The organism is Tenacibaculum sp. 47A_GOM-205m (genome assembly GCF_000518405.1).
GTDB classification, from domain to species: Bacteria; Bacteroidota; Bacteroidia; order Flavobacteriales; family Flavobacteriaceae; genus Polaribacter; species Polaribacter lutimaris.
In genome coordinates, this window is the sequence record NZ_KI912431.1 from 311,696 (window position 1) to 332,574 (window position 20,879).

The following is a 20,879-nucleotide window of genomic DNA, read 5'->3' on the forward strand; positions in this document are numbered from 1 at the left end:
TGTACATCTAAATAACGACAATATTTTAAAATTATGATACAACCAGATTGGAAAGTTGCCAAAGAATACGAAGATATTACCTATAAAAAATCACATAATGTAGCAAGAATAGCGTTTAACAGACCAAATGTGCGTAATGCATTTCGTCCTAAAACTACCTCTGAGTTATTAGATGCTTTTCATGATGCTCACGAAGATACCAATATCGGAGTTGTATTATTATCAGCAGAAGGACCATCAACTAAAGATGGAGTTTGGAGTTTTTGCTCTGGAGGAGATCAAAACGCACGTGGACATCAAGGATATGTTGGAGATGATGGTTACCACCGTTTGAATATTTTAGAAGTACAACGTTTAATACGTTTTATGCCAAAAGCAGTAATTTGTGTGGTTCCAGGTTGGGCAGTAGGTGGAGGACACAGTTTACACGTAACTTGTGATTTAACCTTGGCGAGTAAAGAGCACGCTATTTTTAAACAAACTGATGCTGATGTAACTTCCTTTGATGCAGGTTATGGATCGGCATATTTAGCGAAAATGGTTGGGCAAAAAAAAGCTCGTGAAATCTTTTTCTTAGGAAGAAATTATTCAGCGCAAGAAGCTTATGAAATGGGAATGGTAAATGCGGTAATTCCTCATGATGAGTTAGAGCAAACTGCTTTTGAGTGGGCACAAGAAATTTTAGCAAAATCACCAACTTCTATTAAAATGTTAAAGTTCGCAATGAATTTAACGGACGACGGAATGGTAGGACAGCAAGTATTTGCGGGAGAAGTAACTCGTTTAGCATATATGACAGATGAAGCTAAAGAAGGACGTGATGCGTTTTTAGAAAAACGTAAGCCTAACTTCCCAAAAACTTGGATACCTTAAGGTTTAAATAATGAGTTACTCTGAGTTAAAAATAATAAGACCTTTATATTCATTATCTAAGAAAATCTCTGATAAAAATCTAAAGATAGGAGATAGGTTTATTTATAAAGAGAATTACTCTTTGCTTTTTAAGATTGATTTAACTCCAAAAGGGGATAATTATCCATGTTCTGATGAAATGGGAAAGATTACATGGATAAAAGGAGATGAAAGAGTAATTAAAATTAATGGAGTTGCTGGAAGTTTAAAAGGAATTTCCGCAGAGTTTAAGAATGAATATCTTGATAAGGTTAAAAATAATTCATAATTAAAAAATGAAAATAATTTGTATTGGGCGTAATTACGCAAAGCATATAGAAGAATTAGCGAATGAAAGACCAGATAATCCAGTAGTTTTCTTAAAACCAGATTCAGCAATTCTTCCAAAAAAGATGCCTTTTTTTATCCCACCTTTTTCAAATGATGTGCATTATGAAGTGGAAGTATTGGTGAAAATTAATAAAGTAGGAAAACATATTTCTCCAAAATTTGCACATAAGTACTATGATACTGTTGGGCTAGGAATTGATTTTACTGCACGAGATGTACAAGCACAATGCAAAGAAAAAGGGTTGCCTTGGGAAAAAGCAAAAGCTTTTGATGGTAGTGCTATTGTAGGAGAGTTTTTTCCAAAAGAAGATTTTGACTTAGAAAACTTGTCATTTCAATTACAGAAGAACGATGAGGTTGTGCAAGATGGAAATACATCTAGTATGCTGTGGAAGATTGATGAATTGATTAGTTATGTGTCGCAATATTTCACGTTGAAAAAAGGAGATATTATTTTTACAGGCACACCAGCAGGAGTTGGGAAAGTAGCAGAAAATGATATTTTAACAGGAACTATTGAAGGAAAACAAGCTTTTCAAATAAAAGTAAAATAAAATATATCCCGCTTCGGCGGGATTCTTTTTTAGATATATAAATGAATGCAGAAATCATTACGATAGGAGATGAAATCCTTATCGGACAAATTGTAGATACCAATTCTCAATGGATTGGTCAAGAACTTAATAAAATTGGAATTTCGGTTTATCAAATCTCCTCAATTCAGGATGAAAAACAACACATATTAAATGCGTTAAAAGAAGCAGAAAGTAGAGCAGATATTGTGATAATAACTGGAGGATTGGGACCTACCAGAGACGATATCACAAAAAAAACAATTGCTGAGTATTTTCAAGACGATAAGATTGTTGAATACCCAGAGGTGGTCGATAATATTAAGTATTTATTTAAGAAGGTCAATCACCCGTTCAACGAAATTCAGAAGTACCAAGCACAGCTTCCATCAAAAGCAACCTTATTAATGAATCGTTTAGGAACTGCTCCAGGAATGTGGTTTTACGAAAACGATACGGTTTTTGTGTCACTTCCTGGAGTTCCTTATGAAATGAAAGGTTTAATGCAAAGTGAAGTGTTACCAAGACTTCGAACAACATTTAAGCTACCTTTTATCTTGCATAGAACTATTATGACGGTGGGTACAGGAGAAACAATTATTGCTGAAAGAATTTCTGACTGGGAAGACAATTTACCTGATTTTATAAAATTGGCTTATTTGCCATCTTTCGGAAGTGTTCGATTGCGTTTGTCAGCGAAAGGGAATAATGAAGAGTTGTTAGCAAAAGAGATGGAGAAGCAAGTTGCTGCATTATATGTTTTAATCCCTGAGATTATAGTTGGAGATGATAATGAGACTTCACTAGAAAAAGAAGTAGGGAAACTGCTACAACAACACGGAAAAACAGTAGCAACCGCCGAAAGTTTGACAGGAGGTAAAATAGCATCAACTATAGTTTCTGTACCAGGAGCTTCCAATTATTTTATGGGAGGTTTTGTAACATATACAGCTACCTTAAAGCAACAATTATTAGGAGTTTCAAAAGAAACGATTGAGAAATTTACTGTGGTAAGTAAAGAAGTAGCTTCAGCAATGGCAAAAGGATGTTTAGAAAAACTGCAAACAGATTATGCAATAGCTGTAACAGGAAATGCGGGGCCAACGACCGATCATAATGACAAGAGTGTTGGTTTGGTATATATTGCTATTGCTAGTAAAAATAGAGTAGAAGTACAAGAGTTTAACTTTGGGCAACCTAGAGAAAAAGTAATCAATAGAACGGTAACTAAATCTTTAGAACTTTTACAAGCAAACATATTAAAATAATTAGTATTTTTGCGCCCGTTACGCTTCCAAATAGGTTAGATGCTGAACCTAAGTTTTGAATGGATTAAAATAATTTAAAATTTAATCGAGAATATTTTTGTGCAATGAATTAAAATGCATAAATTTGCACCTCGTTTAGAAATAACACTAAAAACTGTCAAGAAGATGTCTAGAGTTTGTGAATTAACAGGAAAAAAAGCGATGGTAGGTAACAATGTATCTCACGCTTTAAATAGAACTAAAAGAAGATTTAACGCTAATTTAATGACTAAGCGTTTTTATATTCCAGAAGAAGATAAATGGATTACTTTAAAAGTATCTGCTTCTGCATTAAAAAATATTAATAAAAAAGGAATCTCTGCGGTTATTAAAGAAGCAAGAGCTAACGGTTTCTTAACTAAATAATTCCTTACTTAGATAAAATTTTAGAGAGATGGCAAAAAAAGGAAACAGAGTTCAAGTAATTTTAGAGTGTACTGAGCACAAAGCTTCTGGACAACCAGGAACTTCTCGTTATATTACAACAAAGAACAAAAAGAATACTCCTGATAGAATGGAATTAAAGAAATTTAATCCAATCTTAAAGAAGATGACAGTTCATAAAGAAATTAAATAATTAGCTACGGCGTAAACTTTAATTAAAATGGCAAAGAAATCAGTAGCAACGTTACAAACAGGTTCGAAAAGATTAACCAAAGCTATCAAAATGGTGAAGTCTCCAAAATCAGGAGCTTACACTTTTGTTGAAGCTATTATGGATCCAACACAAGTAAACGACTTTTTTGCAAAAAAGTAATTCTTGTATACAGTTTAAAGAAAAGCTACTTTCATTAGAGAGTAGCTTTTTTTATATTTGACAGTCTCAAATCTTTAGCATAGTTTAAGATTTTATTGGAAAGACAACAATATAATGACAATTTGACCGTATAAATTAAATGGTATAGTTTTTAACCTATAGTAGCGATTATAAAATTTAACAATGAGTTTTTTTAAGAAAATCTTCTCAAAAGAGAAAAAAGAAACCTTAGACAAAGGATTAGAAAAAACCAAATCAAGTTTTTTCTCTAAATTATCAAAAGCAGTTGCAGGAAAAGCAAAGGTAGATGATGATGTGCTAGATAATTTAGAAGAAGTGCTCGTATCGTCTGATGTAGGAGTAGAAACTACCCTGAAAATTATTGATAGAATTGAAGAAAGAGTATCTCGTGATAAGTATTTGGGTACCGATGAGTTAAATCAAATTCTACGAGAAGAAATTGCAGGTTTATTATCAGAAACCAATACTGGTGATGAAACCGATTTTACGATTCCAGCAAAGACGAAACCTTATGTGTTAATGGTGGTTGGAGTAAACGGAGTAGGTAAAACAACTACGATTGGTAAGTTAGCTTCACAATTTAAAAAGAAAGGTTTAAAAGTTGTTTTAGGAGCTGCAGATACGTTTAGAGCTGCTGCAATTGATCAATTACAAGTTTGGGCAGACAGAACAGATGTGCCAATTGTACGTCAAGAAATGGGTTCTGATCCTGCTTCTGTAGCTTTTGATACTGTACAATCAGGAGTTAATCAAGATGCTGATGTAATTATTATTGATACAGCAGGACGTTTACATAATAAGGTAAATTTAATGAATGAGTTGACTAAGATTAAACGTGTAATGCAAAAAGTAGTACCAAATGCTCCACATGATGTATTGTTAGTGTTAGACGGTTCAACAGGTCAAAATGCATTTGAACAAGCAAAACAATTTACTAAAGCAACAGAAGTAACTTCATTGGCAGTAACTAAATTAGATGGTACAGCCAAGGGAGGAGTGGTAATTGGTATTTCAGATCAATTCCAAATTCCAGTTAAATATATCGGAGTAGGAGAAGGTATTGATGACTTACAAGTGTTTAATAAACACGAATTTGTAGATTCTTTTTTTAAGTAATATAATAAAATAGTATTTTGCAAGGTCTTTAATTTTAAAGACCTTTTTTTATGAAAAATAATTGCGTGATGAGAAACAAAATTTTACTTTTCTTTTTATTAGTATCATTAGCTGTAAAAGCACAAATATCTAATATTTCTGAGTTGGCCTCAGGTACCTTAGAGTTATTCACACCTTTAGCAGAAGTTGACGGAAGTATTTATGGATATTTTACAGTTTTTAAACTTGAAGATGTTAGTGAAATAGAAGAAAAATATGAGTATGTTTTATTAGATAAAAATCTTAATAAAGTAGCAAATGGAGAGTTTACAGATGTTCGTTATAAAAAGTTAGCTTCTAGTTTTTTATATCCTGAAAAAATTAAAGATAAAATAATTTTAAGTAAGGTTCATTATTTACCTTACAAACCTAAATTCACATTTGTTACACATCGTACATTAGACTTAATAACTAATAAATTTTCAAAAGAATTTTATTATGAAGAAGGTAGTTTTATTGAAGGAAGTAGAGGTACCAAAAAAATAAAAAAAGAAGCCAAAGCATTAAAAACATTTGAATTTCCAATCGCTTTTAAAGAGGGATTTTTCTTATTTGAAAAATTAAAAGGGACCAATACAAGTTTAAAGGAAATGAAAAGTTTGAAAGCATTTAATATCGAAAAGAATAAAGTTTGGGAGTATACTTACAATCCTAATGAAGAACCTTTAGATTATAGTTTTTCTGTTTTAGATGATGAGAATGTAATTTTTTGGACGTTTAATACCAAGACAAAGTCACAGGTATTTCACAGTCTTGACCCAAAAACAGGAAAAGTAATTTTTACGTACGAATTAGAAAATAAAAAATCAGATTATAACCATTTGTTTAATGTAATAGCATTAGAGGATAAATATGTGATTATTGGTAAAATGAGTCCTTATAAATCAACAGGCTACGATTATGAAAAAGCAAAAGGGTTATTTAAAATAGAGTTAAGTAAAAAAGGGAATGAAATTTCAAAAGAATATATTACTTGGGAAGAAATTTCTCCTGATTTACTAGAAATTAAAAAGAATGGTAAGCTTGAAGATGGTTATAAATTATCAGCAAGAAAGTTTTTTGTGTTTAAAGATGGTAGTGCTTCTATAATTACAGAAAAGAGAAAAGAAAATATGAATCTTTTTTTGGGGCAAGTAAATGTAAAAACAACCGATTTTCTAATATTAAATTTTGATAAAAACTTTAAGCTAAAAAATGTAGAAACAATTGAAAAAGAAAAATCGAAATGGACAAATTCAGATTATCTGTTTTCGCAAAAGATTAAAGATGGTAACGGAGTTGTGTTTTTTTATAATGATCATAAAAAGGATGAGGACTCAAAAAAGAAAAATTGGGTATTAGGAATTGTGACTATTATAAACGGAAAGATGACACACGAACAAATACCTATGACATCTGAAGAACACAGTATATATCCTTATGTTGCAAAAGAAGGTCATATTTTACTCCGTGAGTATAACAAAGATGCAGATTATGATCAAATTCGATTAGAAAGATTAAATTATTAAAAAGAAAGAGAGGCAAATACCTCTCTTATTTTTTTGTGTAAAAATCTGCTATGTTTTTTATTTCATTAAGGTTCAAATTCCACAAAAAACTTAAAAACTGTTGGTAGCTTTTATCTTGTTCGTTAGGAACAAGCCTATCTACATATCTATTAAATTGATACTTCTTTTTAGCTTCATACAATTTATCAAAGTTCTTTCCCAACCAACTTTTATAATAATTGTTATCAGGGAATTTTTCTAGTCTATATAAAGTTAAATAAATACTTAAACCGTATTTTTCAAGGTAATTAAGGTTTGCTACATCTTCTTTTCTAGCAATATTTTGAAGTTCTAAAAACTTATTATTGTCTGTGGTAGAAGTATTGTTTTCAATATCAGAAAATATTTTTTTTAATTTCTGAATTCGTTCAATGATTTCTGGATGTGATTTTACCGAATCTTTATCAATTTTATCTTTATAATTATCGTAGTTATAAGAAGTAAAGTCTTCCATAGTTAACCATTTTTCATTGAAAGGTTGTTTTGGAAGATGAAACACTTTTTTATAGGTTTCTTTTTTTAGCTGAATTTCAGGTAAAGAATCTAGTTTAGCAAGTATTCCTAAAGCGTTAATAAATTCAATTTTAGGGTACTTTGTTTTTTTAAAAAACACATATCCTAAAGAATCTGCTTCAGACTCTTGTTTTCTATATCTTTTACTATCAGTATATAAAAGATCTTTCATAATTTCAAAAGCTTTGTCATATTGATTAAACTTTTGTTTTTTTATCTCTTTACTCTGTTGCTTCTTTTCTTTTGAAGTATTTAATTTAGCTTTATAAATAATGTTATTTTCAGCATGTTTTAGTTTTAAATGAGCAATTTCATGAGTAATAACCGATACCAATTGTGCTTCATTTTCTAAATATTTAAATAACCCCATGTTAAGTAGAATGACCCCATTTCCCATACTTACAGCATTAGGAGAGTTGTGTCTAGAAACATAAATAGTCAATTTATCACTACTTAAATCAGAGTTGTTTTTTATTATGTTGTTAGTTAAATTTTGAATATAATCAGAGAAAATTGGATTGAAAACTAGTCTTTTCTTTTCTATATTTTTAACAAAATCTGTATTTAAAAAAGTGTACGATTTTTCTACTTCTTTCCTTATATCACCTTTATAGAGCTTTTTAAAACTTTTCTTAAAAAGTTTGAAGTCTTCGTTATACTTTTTAACCAATTCACTTCTCTTAAGGTAGTCAGTGGTGTCTATAGGAGCATAGTTTTGGGCAAAAGAATAAGTATAGACGAATAGAAATATATAAAAAACTCTTTTTTTCATATTTGCGTATTTTTAGGCAATATACTATTTTATTATAGTAGAGTAAAATAGAGATTATTAAGGAGTAATTCCAAATTCCAGTTAAATATATCGGAGTAGTAGAAAGTATTGATGATTAACAAGTATTTAATAAACACGAGTTTGTAGATTCTTTTTTAAATAGAAAATAAATAGGTGATAGTTCTAATATCATTTTTTTGTTTATTCGAAAGACCACTCAAATCATTCCAAAGGAGTAATAATTCAAAAGACCAAGTTTTAAGCTTGGTTTTTTTAGCTTGAATTTTTAGCTTTAGTTTTTCAAGGTTTTCATTAGAATAATTATTTATTGATATCTTTTCTACAAATTCAAGATATTCTTTTAGTAATAAGTAGTTGGAATTTTCAGGAGTTAAGATTGATAATTCTTTGTTTAACTCATCAAACTCTGTATGTTTTCCTGCGATGATGTAAACTTCAAGTAAACTTAAATGAGTTCCCCAAGATTTAGGGTTTTGTTGAATTTGTTTCTTATAAAATGCTATTTGGTTATCAAAGTACAGCTCATAATCTAAATCGTTAATTTTTTTTGCCAATAGAGCGGTTCTTGACCAGTATTGAGGAGAAAATTTATGAGCTAATGCTTTAAATGTTTTGATAGCACTAATAGTGTCTTTTAATCCTAGGTGGCTTAGGGCTTTAAATCTAAAGTTAGGAACAACTGAGTTTAAAAATCGAATGTTTTGGCTTGTGTCTTTTTTAATGATGATATCTGCGTAATGAATACAGTCTTTATAGTTTTTTGTTTTATATAAAGCCTCTATGTAGCTATCATCATATAAGGTTTTTAGAGCAACTTCTTTATTTATTTTAATAGCTTTGTTTGCATAGGTAATATATTCTTCATATTTGTTTTTTTCATTTGAGTAACTTTTCTTATTAGCAACTTTAGCAAAAGCAATTGCCATTTCGTCCGTTTTAGGTAAATCATTTTCAGAAATTATATTGTGTTCTAATAATAGTAAACTAATTTGATTTTTGTTACTCCTATAGGTATTTAATTTTTTTGAGTTCCTACTTATATTGAGAGAAGTTAAATATTGAGCATTTTTAATGTCTTTGGGTAATTCAGTAATTAAATTATCAGAAAGGTTTAAATCTTTTACTTTAAAAACATTCCAATTACGGGTAGGTAGTTTCTTTATGAAACAATCTGAGACATCTAAAGTGTAGTTGTAAGAGTTACTATTTTTTAATATGTTAAAAACATTATTGAAGTCTATAATGTTGTCAGATAAATCAATAAATTCAAGTTTGTTTAGCTTAGAAAAACTATCTGGGAGTGTAGTTAACATATTTTTCTTTCTAGCTAGTCTAGTATTAGTTGTATCCTTAATAAATTTACCTTTAAGATGATTGTACTTTTCAGCTCTAAAAGCGTGATTTTTCTTGTTATTTAAGTATAACTTTTTTAAGCTAATTAGTCCACCAAAACTATCAGGTAGGCTTGTAAGGTTATTATGAGAGAGTTCTAATCTTTCTAAAGAAGATAAGTCACCAAATCTATCAGGTAGTGTGGTTAAAAAGTTCGAGTTTCCTTGTAGAGTAGATAGCTTTTTTAAATTTCCAAACTTTTTTGGGAGATAAGTAATGTCGTTTGCAGTAATATTTAAAGTTTGTAAATCATGAAGTTTAGAAAAAGAGCTAGGTAATTTAGACAATAGGTTTTGAGAAAGATTTAAATAAGTTAAGGAGCTAAGATTCCCGATATTTTTAGGTAGTTCTTTTATGTAGTTATCCTCTAAAAATAAGGTGTCTAGATTTTTTAAATTTGTTATGGATCTAGGAATGGAAGTTAACTCATTATTGTTAATTTTTAAAAATGTAATGTTTTTTAAATACCCTATTTCTTTAGGCAAACTCTTGAGTTGATTGTTATTAATTGAAAAATGCTTAAGGAGCTTTAATTTTCCAATACTCTTAGGAAGGGTTTTTATTCTATTGTAATAAAGTTTTAAAGTGTTTAAACTAGATAATTTATCTATTTCATTATCAATGTTTATAATACTGCTCCCTTGTATTTCGATACTTTTTAAATTTTTTAAATCATAAAATGATTTCGGAAGTTTTTTGAACTTGTTATTAGATGAATAAAAAAGTTCTAAATTTTTTAAATATTTAATATTTTCAGAGAGACTGTCTAATTTACAGTTAGCTAATTTTAGCTCTTTTATTTTAGGGTTATTTTCTCCAATTATTTTAAAAAAAGAATCACTGTTTTTTATAGGCGAATTAATAGTTAATTTTTCAAGACCTTGTAAATATTTTAATTCTTTTAAAATAGAGTCGTTCAAGTTTTCAAAGCTAATGGATAAGTGTAGTTTTTTAAGATTGCTTTTTGAAAGGTTTTTTAAATATTGTTTCTTTTTATTTGGATAGTAGTCACACTTCAAAATTAAATTTTCAAAGGTATTGTTTTCTGGAATTTGAGGAATGTTTCTAGCAATGAAAGCAAGATCTCTTAGCTTTAGTTCTTGAAAATTTTTGTTCATTAAAATAGTTGGAGAAAATGAATAAAAAGCAATTCCTTTTAAGTTTTTTACTTTTTTAAGTTCATAAAAACCCTTGTCATAATCCCAGTTATGAAAACTATAAAAAATTAGATTTTTTAACTTTGAAAGCTTATTTAAGTTTTTAGGGAAATTTATTTCTGTAGTGTCATTTCCAATAAGTCTTCCATTGTCAAACTTAATAAGTTCTATATTTGGGCACAAAGACAAATCATCTATAACTTCTTCTAGATTTATGTCTTTATTAATTTTAATATAAGCATATCGAATTTTTTCAAGTGTTTTTATATCATTTTTATAAACTTCAATATCCTTTTTATTGTATTTAAAATAATAATGATACCCAAAACGATTTAAGCGTTCTATTGGTTCTGCTGATTTTGAATTGAAAAAAGCTAAATAATCGTTGTAATCTTCATAAAAATCTTGAGAGAAAATAAATAGAGCTTGAAATGTAAAAAGAAAGAGTAATATTTTTTTCATTTTCAATTTTTTAAGCAAAATAAGTAAAAAATCACATTTTTAAAATGATTAAGCTGTATTTTTGCACTCGTTTAAACATATACTATGCGTACCAAAACAACAAAACAAAACAAAATTAACGTAGTTACTTTAGGTTGCTCAAAAAACGTTTACGATAGTGAAGTGTTAATGGGACAGTTAAAAGCCAATGGTAAAGAAGTGGTTCATGAAGATGAAAATGATGAAGGGAATATTGTAGTAATTAATACATGTGGTTTTATCGGTAAAGCGAAAGAAGAAAGTGTAGAAACTATTTTACACTACGCACAAATGAAAGAAGAAGGTGAAGTTGATAAAGTGTTTGTTACTGGTTGTTTAAGTGAGCGTTATAAACCAGATTTAGAAGCTGAAATTACGAATGTAGATCAGTATTTTGGTACACACGATTTACCAAACTTGTTAAAGGTGTTGGAAGCAGATTATAAGCATGAGTTAATTGGTGAGCGTTTAACAACTACCCCAGATCATTATGCGTATTTAAAAATAGCAGAAGGATGTGATCGTCCGTGTTCGTTTTGTGCCATTCCGTTAATGCGTGGTAAACATGTTTCTACTCCAATAGAAGATTTAGTTACAGAAGCTACCAAGTTGGCTGAAAAAGGGATTAAGGAAATCATGCTAATCGCACAAGATTTAACCTATTATGGATTAGATATCTATAAAAAGCGTGCCTTGGCAGATTTACTACAAGAATTGGTGAAAGTTGATGGTATAGAGTGGATTCGTTTGCATTATGCCTTTCCAACTGGCTTTCCAATGGATGTATTGGAAGTGATGAAAAACGAACCAAAGGTTTGTAATTATTTAGACATTCCGTTACAGCATATTAATACCGAAATTTTAAAGTCGATGAAGCGTGGTACCACACACGAAAAAACTACTGCGTTGATTCATAAATTCCGTGAGGCAGTGCCAAATATGGCAATTCGTACAACGTTAATTGTTGGATATCCAGGAGAAACAGAAGAGCAGTTTCAAGAGTTAAAAGATTGGGTAGAAGAAATGCGTTTTGAGCGCTTAGGCGCTTTTGAATATTCACACGAAGAAAATACAGGAGCCTATGTTTTAGAAGATGATGTTCCTGCTGATGTAAAGTTCCGACGAGTAAACGAAATTATGGAAGTGCAGTCGCAAATTTCTTGGGAATTGAATCAAGAGAAAATAGGAAAGACGTTCAAATGTTTATTCGATAGAAAAGATGGAGAATACTATTACGGGCGTACCGAGTTTGATTCACCAGATGTAGATAATGACGTAATTGTTGATGCACGTGAATATTATATTAAACTAGGAGAGTTTATTGATATAGAAATTTTTGATGCAGGTGATTTTGATTTACATGGAAAACCATTAGTAAAACAAGAAAGACCAGTGCCTTTAAATCAAAAGAAGAAATAAAATCAAACCTGCTAAAAGCAGGTTTTTTTATGCATATTTGCTATATGAAAAAAGCCTATTTTAACTGGAGCTCTGGAAAAGACTCTTCATTAGCATTATACAAAATATTACAGCAAAAAGAATACGATGTGCAAAAGTTGATAACGAATGTAAATCAAGATTACCAACGTGTTTCAATGCATGGGTTGCATGAAGATTTGTTAGATGCACAGGCTGAAAGTATAGGGATTCCTTTAGAAAAAATATATTTTCCTGCTGAGGTTACTATGGATTTGTATAACCAGAGAATGAAGGAGAAAACGGCTGATTTAAAAGATGCAGGGCTTGTAAATGGTATTTTTGGAGATATTTTTTTAGAGGATTTAAGAGCTTATCGTGATTCGAAACTGCAAGAAGTAGGAATTACAGGTGTGTATCCGTTATGGAAACAAGATACAAAAGAGTTACTTCGTGAGTTTTTAGCCTTAGGTTTTAAAACAATAACTGTTTGTGTGAATGCAAAATTATTAGGAGAAGAGTTTGTAGGGAGAGTTATTGATGAAGACTTTATCAATGAGCTTCCTGAAGGAGTAGATGTTTGCGGAGAAAATGGTGAGTTTCATACCTTTTGTTATGACGGACCTATTTTTAAGAAACCTGTGGAGTTTGAAATAGGAGAGAAGGTGTTGAAATCGTATACTTTGCATAAAAGTGATGATGACAATTGTTATCAAGATTCAAAGAAAACTAAGAAAAAAGAGGAAAGCACCACTAAAAACTATGATAGAAGTTTTTGGTACTGTGATTTACTGTTAAAAAAGTAATTTGCTTATTGGTTCTAATAAATTTTTTGCTGGGGAATTTTCTAAGCAAGAGCTACAGGCGTTATACATAAATAAACAATCGATAAAATCGGTTAGCATGTGTAGTAGTAACCCTATACCGATAATGTTATAAGGTCTTTTTAAAAAAAGTAAGATAACATACAGTCCTATTGCATAGTAGGAATGGAATATGTGAAAACCAAAACTACATCGGTTAGGATCAAATATAGGACTTGCTAATAAGTGATCTACATCTACCAACATGGTAGCAAGTAGTAATAGCGCAATTTTTTTCCAGTTATTTTTAAAAAATAGATAGGCTATAATTACAGGGAAACCAAAATGTAAAAAGTAGTGAATAAATGTTTGCATTTGCTTAAAGCTTAAACTACTTCTTTTTCTAAAGCTAAAAAATGTGTGATTTCCGAGTTGTCTTTATTATGTAGCGGAATTATGTATAGTTCACATTTATAGGTAGATTTATCTTTTCTGTAATTAATGATTACATCTTTAAATGGTTTTCCTTTTAAAAGTTTTGTTTGAATTCTTTTTCTAGTAATTTCCTTTGTTTTTTCTCCTTGTAAAAATCGTGGGGTTTTGTTTAATGCAAATTCTTTTTCGTAGCCCGTCATTTTGGTAAAACCATCACTTACCCAAATTATTTTCTTTTGTATATCGGTAAGAACTAAAGATTCATAATCGTTTTCTTTTATTATAGATGTAATGTTATTTTTCCAGTTGAAGCTTTTTGAAAATGTTTTTATGAGTTTTAAGTCACTGTATAGTTCTTTTTCAATAAACAAGTCTTGAATTCCCCAACTTAAAAGGTTTATACTTTTTTTAGATGAAGGATTAAGGTTATCAGCAATTTTAACGTATTCTTCTTTGTCTAAATTTGATACATAAATATCTAAAGACATCATTTTATCAAAACTATTTTTCATACCTACTAAATAACTACTTTTTTTAGTAAAACTAAAATTTTTCAAAAACACCTAGGCCAAATAAGGCAAAATCATACTTAACAGGATCTTTTTTATCAAATTTTCTTAGAGTTACATCAAGTTCTTGAATGGCTTTCCAATCGTTTTGTTTTCTAGTAAGAATTTTTAATTTTCGAGCAATATTTCCTGTATGTACATCTAGCGGACAGTGTAAATGCGCTGGAGAATGTGTTTTCCAAATACCTAAATCGACTCCAGTAGTATTATCGCGAACCATCCAACGTAAAAACATATTAATTCTTTTTGAAGCAGAACCCTTTAAAGGATCCGAAACATGTTTTAAAGTTCTTGATTGATGTGGGATTTCAAAAAAAACTTGTTTAAAATTATGAATAGCATGCTGATAATTATCGGCATTATTTTTTGGTTGTAACACAGCTTCTAATCCACCATGATTTTGGTAGATGTTTTTTAACGATTGAACAAAGAGCTTAAAATCATCAGCATTAAACGTTCGGTGTACAAATCCGTCAAAATCAGCTAAATCTTCTTCAGAATGATTGAGGACAAAATCGTACGGAGAATTTCCCATTAAATCCATCATTTTATGGGAGTTGTTAATAATCATTTTACGATTTCCCCAAGCAATAGTTGCAGCTAAAAAACCAGCGATTTCAATATCTTCTTTTACCGAAAATTGATGTGGAATTTGAATGGGGTCACTATCAATAAAATCTGGATTATTATATTGTGTTACTTTTTCGTCTAAAAATTCTTTCAGTTCTTTTTTGTTCATCTTACATTAAATCTCCTAAAAAAGTAGCTCCTACAAAAATCCCATTATAAACAGCATGAAGTGCCATCGCCCAAAATAAACCAAAACGAACACGAATAAAACCTAAATAGAACCCTAATAAGGTTTGAGGCAACACTAAAATAGGAGAAAGTAATAATACGTTTGTAGAAATTTGATAATTACTAATATGTAGAAAACCAAATAGAACAGCAAAAACATAAAAAGCAATTCTAAATTGTTTTCCTTTTTTAAAAGCTGTAAGAGGAGCTCTAAAAAAAGTTTCTTCGAGCAAAGGAGCAAGAATAACAGCTAAGAAAAAAACTACAACTTTAGGAAGAGACTTAAATAGTTCTTCTGCTTTATGATCTTCAGCTAAATTAACTAATTCAAGTTTGTCAACAAGACCTATTAAAGCCAAACTAACCATTGCGGTTAATATACTTATTATTAAAAGATGTAAGAATTTTTGAAACCGATATAAAGTATCTTGATTGGCATCTTTTTCTAAAATAGGATTTTTTAAATAATTGATAAGCTCGTAAAAAGTTTCTTGCATAGTTTTAGGTGTGTTTTATACTATAGGTATATAGAAACTTAAAAACGTTACATTATTCAACTATAATACCGTCTTTCATTGTAAGCGTTCTATCGGCCATTTGTGCTAATTCTTTGTTATGTGTAACCAACACAAAGGTTTGTCCAAACTCATCACGTAGCTTAAAAAATAATTCGTGTAAGTTTTTTGCTGAGGTAGAATCAAGGTTTCCTGATGGTTCATCTGCAAAAATAACAGAAGGCTCATTTATCAATGCTCTAGCAACAGCTACGCGTTGTTGCTCACCACCAGAAAGCTCATTAGGCTTGTGGTTTTCTCTGTGTGATAACCCTAAAAAGGCTAGTAATTCTTTGGCTCTTTTTTCGGTTTCTACTTTTCCTTTTCCTCCTATAAATGCAGGGATACAAACATTTTCTAAAGCTGTAAACTCAGGTAATAGCTGATGGAACTGAAAGATAAATCCGATGTGTTTGTTTCTGAAAGAAGAGACTTCTTTATCTTTTAAATCTTTGATTGAAACTCCATTAACAAGTAATTCATAGTTTTTATCTTTCAAAGGTTTATCTAGGGTGCCTAAAATTTGAAGCAAGGTAGTTTTTCCAGCTCCTGACGGACCAACAATAGCAACAATTTCTCCTTTTTTTATATGAAGATTTACTCCTTTTAAGATTTCAACATCTCCGTAGTGTCTATGAATATTTTTAGCAACAATCATGAGGTAATTTTCAAAGTAACGAATGTATAAAAAAGAAATCAGATAGACTTTAAAAGCCTATCCGATTTCAAACAATAAATAATTCCCCTTTTAAAATATGTTTTTAATGTTGTTGTAATCGATAAAATATACCAATCGAACAGAAAATGTATGCTGATGTTTCTCATTAAAAAGGCGATCTAAATTTTTAAAGAAACCATGTTTTGCATGACTGTTTGAACCAAAGATTGAATTTCTGTAAAAAGCAATTAATTGGCTACCAGGTGCAAATTGCCATTGGTAATTTACGTCTAAATTCCAACTATTAAAGTTTTTATCATGATCTCCTTGATAGCTACTTTGAGTTAGTTCTCCGTTAGTTTGATCTAAACTATAAAATTGATTTTGATATGGAACTTTACTCCAATTGTGTCTAAATGATAATGATACTGCCGATTTTGTATTGAATGTATATTTACCAGTTAAAGAGTTGTTGTATGAAGTCCAATCACGTTGTCCAAAATAAATAGCATAGTCATCGTTATTTACATACCCAAATTGGTTTTCATACTTGTTGTAGTTTAAACCATAAATTAAAGAAAATTGATTATTGAACCGGTATCTAGGTCTTATTCCGAAACCATAACTTATTTGGTTAATATCGCTTATGGTTTCTCTATGAAACGTGTACCAGAAATCATAATCAAGAGCTAGCTTTTTTCTGTAGTCACTGGATCCCCAGTGATTTATATTTAATTGTTCAGGTCTTTTAAAGTAAATTCCGCTAGTACTTCCTACTCTAGGTTCAAAGAAATCCTTTTCTTCGGTACGATAGTTTAAATTTCCTCCAAAACTAAATCTATTTTTAGTGTCTGCCCAAAAAGAAAGTCCCCCATTGGTACCTGTATAAGTTCCTGGATTGTGTAAAAAGTTGATGTTGTAATATAAGTTAACACCATAATTATTGAATATTCCTTTTGGTTTTAACAAACGGTAACCAACAAACCCATAAATGGTTTGTTCATTATTGCTGAAAAGAATTCCCATGTCATTAGGGTTGTAGTCTTTATTTTCGAAATTATATCCAATTTCTCCACGCCAGTTTCCTGATTGTTTTCCTATACTAGTATCAAAAGTATATCCTGTATTAGGGTTTTTTTCATCATCAGAAATGTTACTCATTTTAAAACTACCATCTATATTGTATCTACTTTTTTTGTCTTCTACGTGCCATAATAATCCAGTTACATTGGCATCTCTAAATCGACCATCACGAGTTACGTTGGTATTGATTAAGGTTATTGATGAGTTTTGGTTAAATTGTTGGTCCAATACCATTATATTATAGTTAGAGAACGGGTTTACTGTAGTTTTATAAGTACTAATATTACTAATGGTATCTAATCTGTTAATAGTTTGCTCAGTTCTTTCAACGGTAGCTTCTGTTTTTTCAGTTATAGCATTAAAAAAACCAACACCTAAACCACCTTTGGTTCTACCAGATATTTTAATAGCATTAAGCATTTGAACTTTTTCTGGAACATCAATTACTTTATCATTCACTTTTTTACCATTGATGAATTCATCATCATTTTTACGTTCATTAGAAAATTGATCGATAGGTCTAGAACCAATTCTTCTTGAATAAAATAAATTTCCCTTACTAAATAGTTCCGTTCCTTCAGTAAAAAATTGACGTTGTTCTGTGAATTGTTGTTCGAAAGGACCTAGGTTTAAGGTGACATTGTCAAAACCTACTTGACTAAAATCAGGAATTAAAGTAGCGTCAAGTGTGAAATTTTCAGTAATCCCATATTTTACGTCCATACCCACACTCCAGTCAAAGTCAGTGTTGCCGTCTGAAGTAGTTACAGTTGCTGATGCGTAGGGATAAAAGTTCAATCGAGTAGGAGGTTTTATGTTGGTGAAGTTTTCATATAAACCATCATATTGCGTCCAGTTTCCTTGTTGATTATCAATATGGTTCCAAGTAAATTGAGCATTTAAGTTCAATACTTTTCTGTGGTAGTTAATTCCCCAAGATTGTACAGGAACATTGGCAAAACGTAAAGCTCTATATGGAATTTTCATCTCGACCACCCAAGAATCATCGTTAATACTTATATCGCTTTCCCAAACGGCACTCCAATTAAAATCTTCGTTTCCGTTAGATACTTTCGAATCTGCTTGTGCACCAGAACTGGTAACTAAAAATTCAAAAGGGTTTTGTCCGTCGTCATTAGGATTAATGGTTATTAAGAAGAAATCGCTGTTACCAATATTGTCTCTGTTTGTAAATTCAGCTGGTATTTTAGAAGGCTCAGGATCATACATTTTCGCACTGATGTAAATAGCGTTGTCATCGTACACCAATTTAACTTCTGTTTTATGCGTATCGGGTTCAGGTTTCCCATTATCAGGACGCATCATAACAAAATCTTTAGCAGCAGAAACATTTTTCCAAGCAGCATCATCTAATTTTCCGTCAATTTTGGGAGGTGAATCTACGCGTATAACGTCTAGTTTTTTTCTGTTTTGGTTAATGGTTTGGGCATTTGTAACTCCTATAAAGAAGAAACAGGTTGTAATAAATGCTAAAACTTTAAGCATAGTTGATTAGAAATAGAATTAGTTGTTTAGCTAAATTATTATGATTAGGATAAATAAATCACAAAATCATGTTAATTACAGTAAAGACCTGTTAAAAAAAAGAATGTTACATGCTTAAATGTTAAAAAAATGTAAAAATGGAAATTAAATAAAATTGATTTTAATCATAAATTAAAGTACAAATTATAAGGTATTATAAATTGAATTTGTATTTTTGTTCGACTTTAAAAATTCATATCTAATGAACTTACACGAATATCAAGGTAAAGAAATATTAAGCAGTTTTGGCGTTCGTATTCAACGTGGAATTGTTGCAAATACTCCAGAAGAAGCTGTTGAAGCAGCGAAGAAATTAACAGAAGAAACAGGTACTGGTTGGCATGTAATCAAAGCTCAAGTACACGCAGGTGGTCGTGGAAAAGGTGGAGGTGTTAAGTTAGCTAAAAACTTAGATGAGGTAAAAAGTATTGCTGATGACATTTTAGGAATGATGTTAGTAACTCCTCAAACTTCAGCAGAAGGTAAGTTAGTTAACCAAGTGTTGATAGCTGAGGATGTATATTATCCTGGTGATAGTGAGCCAGATGAATTTTATATGTCAGTTTTATTAAACCGTGCTACAGGTAGAAACATGATTATGTACTCTACTGAAGGAGGTATGGATATTGAAACTGTGGCAGAAGAAACTCCACACTTAATTTTTACAGAAGAAATTGATCCAGGAACAGGATTATTACCTTTCCAAGCTCGTAAAATTGCTTTTAACTTAGGTTTAAGCGGTGGGGCTTTAAAAGAAATGGTAAAGTTTGTTACTGCTTTATATACTGCATATATCAAGTCTGATTCTTCGATGTTTGAAATTAACCCAGTATTGAAAACATCTGATGATAAAATCATGGCTGTTGATGCTAAGGTTACTTTAGATGACAATGCTTTATACCGTCACAAAGATTATGCAGAAATGCGTGATTTACGTGAAGAAAACCCAATCGAAGTTGAAGCAAACGCTGCAGGATTAAACTATGTAGATTTAGATGGTAACGTTGGATGTATGGTAAACGGAGCTGGTTTAGCAATGGGAACTATGGATTTAATTAAGCAAGCTGGTGGTGAGCCAGCTAACTTCTTAGATGTTGGTGGTACTGCTGATGCACAACGTGTTGAAACTGCTTTCGGAATCATTTTAAAAGATCCTAACGTAAAAGCTATCTTAGTAAATATTTTTGGAGGTATCGTTCGTTGTGACCGTGTGGCACAAGGTATTGTAGATGCTTACAAAAACATGGGTGACAAAATTAATGTGCCTATTATTGCTCGTTTACAAGGAACAAATGCTAAAGAAGCAAAAGAATTAATAGACAACAGCGGAATGGAAATTATCTCAGCTACTGAGTTCCAAGAAGCAGCTGATAAAGTACAAGAAGTTTTAAGCGCTTAAAACTTTTTAATTAATTCTTAGTAATATATTAAAAAACCTCACTGAAAAGTGAGGTTTTTTGTTTTATCTTGCTAAAACATAAATAGCATACAATGAAAAAATTATTAATCCTTATTTTACTTCCTTTACAGTTAATAGCACAAGAAAAAACGAATTCTGAATTATTTTGGAATAAACTAAAAACTCATTGCGGAAAAGCTTTTGAAGGAACAATAACAGCAGGAGGAAAAGAAGGAGATGGTTTTACAGGAAAAAAATTAGTAATGCATGTTCGCTCTTGTGAAGAGAATACGATTAGAATACCTTTTTTTGTAGGTGAAGATAAATCTCGTACTTGGGTTTTTACTATGAGCCCCGATAAATTAATTAAGCTAAAACACGATCATCGACATAAAGATGGTACTGAAGATAAAATTACGCAATACGGAGGAGTTAACCCCAATATGGGATTACCTAATATTCAGTTTTTTCCTGCGGATAAATATACAGCCGATTTAATTTCGTATGCTTCTAATAATGTTTGGTGGGTTACGATTGATGAAACAAGTTTTACATATAATTTGCGTAGAATAGGAACAGATAGATTATTTTCTGTAAAGTTTGATTTAACTACGGAAATTGAGACACCAACTGCTCCTTGGGGAAGTGCGAATTAATTTTTATTTAGAATTAAATCTATTTTT

21 protein-coding genes are annotated in these 20,879 nt (G+C 30.6%); 13 read left to right on the plus strand and 8 right to left on the minus strand.

Annotation, left to right across the window (positions count from 1 at the left end; genetic code table 11):
* Nucleotides 1–33 precede the first annotated feature (33 nt).
* The 9 genes from N534_RS0113655 to N534_RS0113695 all read left to right on the plus strand — a co-directional run bounded on the left by N534_RS0113655 (nt 34) and on the right by N534_RS0113695 (nt 6,562).
* Nucleotides 34–873, plus strand: a complete 840-nt coding sequence (locus tag N534_RS0113655; RefSeq protein ID WP_028893009.1) for a 1,4-dihydroxy-2-naphthoyl-CoA synthase — start codon at nt 34–36, stop codon at nt 871–873.
* Nucleotides 874–883: 10 nt separating this feature from the next.
* On the plus strand, nt 884–1,180 hold the full coding sequence (locus tag N534_RS0113660; RefSeq protein ID WP_028893010.1) for a hypothetical protein: 297 nt from the start codon (nt 884–886) through the stop codon (nt 1,178–1,180).
* A 7-nt stretch (nt 1,181–1,187) separates the two neighbouring features.
* Nucleotides 1,188–1,796, plus strand: a complete 609-nt coding sequence (locus N534_RS0113665) for a fumarylacetoacetate hydrolase family protein (RefSeq protein ID WP_028893011.1) — start codon at nt 1,188–1,190, stop codon at nt 1,794–1,796.
* Nucleotides 1,797–1,837: 41 nt separating this feature from the next.
* A complete protein-coding gene (locus tag N534_RS0113670; RefSeq protein WP_028893012.1) occupies nt 1,838–3,082 on the plus strand; it encodes a competence/damage-inducible protein A in 1,245 nt (414 codons plus the stop codon).
* 165 nt (nt 3,083–3,247) lie between these two features.
* Nucleotides 3,248–3,487, plus strand: a complete 240-nt coding sequence (gene rpmB / locus N534_RS0113675; RefSeq protein ID WP_028893013.1) for a 50S ribosomal protein L28 — start codon at nt 3,248–3,250, stop codon at nt 3,485–3,487.
* Nucleotides 3,488–3,515: 28 nt separating this feature from the next.
* Nucleotides 3,516–3,698 (plus strand): 50S ribosomal protein L33, encoded by a 183-nt coding sequence (rpmG, locus tag N534_RS0113680; RefSeq protein WP_013070733.1) that lies wholly within the window; start codon nt 3,516–3,518, stop codon nt 3,696–3,698.
* A gap of 27 nt (nt 3,699–3,725) precedes the next feature.
* Nucleotides 3,726–3,878, plus strand: coding sequence for a DUF4295 domain-containing protein (locus tag N534_RS15230; protein WP_081728324.1), 153 nt, complete (start codon nt 3,726–3,728; stop codon nt 3,876–3,878).
* A gap of 183 nt (nt 3,879–4,061) precedes the next feature.
* Complete coding sequence (gene ftsY / locus N534_RS0113690) at nt 4,062–5,015, plus strand: signal recognition particle-docking protein FtsY (RefSeq protein ID WP_028893014.1); 954 nt, start codon at nt 4,062–4,064, stop codon at nt 5,013–5,015.
* 68 nt (nt 5,016–5,083) lie between these two features.
* The gene (locus tag N534_RS0113695; protein WP_156025636.1) at nt 5,084–6,562 is read left to right on the plus strand and encodes a DUF6770 family protein; all 1,479 of its coding nucleotides are present in this window, start codon (nt 5,084–5,086) and stop codon (nt 6,560–6,562) included.
* Nucleotides 6,563–6,587: 25 nt separating this feature from the next.
* On the opposite strand, the gene N534_RS0113700 is transcribed toward N534_RS0113695, so the two are convergent.
* Both N534_RS0113700 and N534_RS15155 read right to left on the minus strand, forming a co-directional pair.
* Nucleotides 6,588–7,886, minus strand: coding sequence for a M48 family metallopeptidase (locus tag N534_RS0113700; RefSeq protein ID WP_028893016.1), 1,299 nt, complete (start codon nt 7,884–7,886; stop codon nt 6,588–6,590).
* A gap of 155 nt (nt 7,887–8,041) precedes the next feature.
* Nucleotides 8,042–10,918 carry a hypothetical protein gene (locus N534_RS15155; RefSeq protein WP_051435936.1) on the minus strand — a complete coding sequence of 959 codons (2,877 nt, stop codon included), beginning with the start codon at nt 10,916–10,918 and terminating at the stop codon, nt 8,042–8,044.
* Nucleotides 10,919–11,002: 84 nt separating this feature from the next.
* On the opposite strand from N534_RS15155, the gene rimO reads away from it, so the two are divergent.
* Together rimO and N534_RS0113715 are read left to right on the plus strand one after the other, a co-directional pair.
* Nucleotides 11,003–12,355, plus strand: coding sequence for a 30S ribosomal protein S12 methylthiotransferase RimO (rimO, locus tag N534_RS0113710; protein WP_028893017.1), 1,353 nt, complete (start codon nt 11,003–11,005; stop codon nt 12,353–12,355).
* Nucleotides 12,356–12,399: 44 nt separating this feature from the next.
* Nucleotides 12,400–13,158 (plus strand): diphthine--ammonia ligase, encoded by a 759-nt coding sequence (locus N534_RS0113715; protein ID WP_028893018.1) that lies wholly within the window; start codon nt 12,400–12,402, stop codon nt 13,156–13,158.
* On the opposite strand, the gene N534_RS0113720 is transcribed toward N534_RS0113715, so the two are convergent.
* The 6 genes from N534_RS0113720 to N534_RS0113745 form a co-directional block, all read right to left on the minus strand.
* Nucleotides 13,147–13,530 carry a DUF6122 family protein gene (locus N534_RS0113720; RefSeq protein ID WP_028893019.1) on the minus strand — a complete coding sequence of 128 codons (384 nt, stop codon included), beginning with the start codon at nt 13,528–13,530 and terminating at the stop codon, nt 13,147–13,149. The genes N534_RS0113715 and N534_RS0113720 overlap by 12 nt on opposite strands.
* Nucleotides 13,531–13,541: 11 nt before the next feature.
* A complete protein-coding gene (locus N534_RS0113725; RefSeq protein ID WP_028893020.1) occupies nt 13,542–14,102 on the minus strand; it encodes a PAS domain-containing protein in 561 nt (186 codons plus the stop codon).
* Nucleotides 14,103–14,133: 31 nt separating this feature from the next.
* Entirely contained in the window at nt 14,134–14,898 is a 765-nt protein-coding gene (locus N534_RS0113730) for a TIGR02757 family protein (RefSeq protein WP_028893021.1), read from the minus strand.
* Between the two features lies 1 nt (nt 14,899).
* A complete protein-coding gene (locus N534_RS0113735; protein WP_028893022.1) occupies nt 14,900–15,454 on the minus strand; it encodes a CPBP family intramembrane glutamic endopeptidase in 555 nt (184 codons plus the stop codon).
* 52 nt (nt 15,455–15,506) lie between these two features.
* On the minus strand, nt 15,507–16,169 hold the full coding sequence (locus N534_RS0113740; RefSeq protein ID WP_028893023.1) for an ABC transporter ATP-binding protein: 663 nt from the start codon (nt 16,167–16,169) through the stop codon (nt 15,507–15,509).
* Nucleotides 16,170–16,259: 90 nt separating this feature from the next.
* Nucleotides 16,260–18,758 (minus strand): DUF5916 domain-containing protein, encoded by a 2,499-nt coding sequence (locus tag N534_RS0113745; protein ID WP_051435938.1) that lies wholly within the window; start codon nt 18,756–18,758, stop codon nt 16,260–16,262.
* A 241-nt stretch (nt 18,759–18,999) separates the two neighbouring features.
* Here N534_RS0113745 and sucC point away from each other — a divergent pair, with 241 nt between their 5' ends.
* Together sucC and N534_RS0113755 are read left to right on the plus strand one after the other, a co-directional pair.
* A complete protein-coding gene (gene sucC, locus N534_RS0113750) occupies nt 19,000–20,196 on the plus strand; it encodes an ADP-forming succinate--CoA ligase subunit beta (protein ID WP_028893025.1) in 1,197 nt (398 codons plus the stop codon).
* Nucleotides 20,197–20,288: 92 nt separating this feature from the next.
* Nucleotides 20,289–20,852, plus strand: coding sequence for a hypothetical protein (locus tag N534_RS0113755; protein WP_028893026.1), 564 nt, complete (start codon nt 20,289–20,291; stop codon nt 20,850–20,852).
* Nucleotides 20,853–20,879 lie beyond the last annotated feature (27 nt).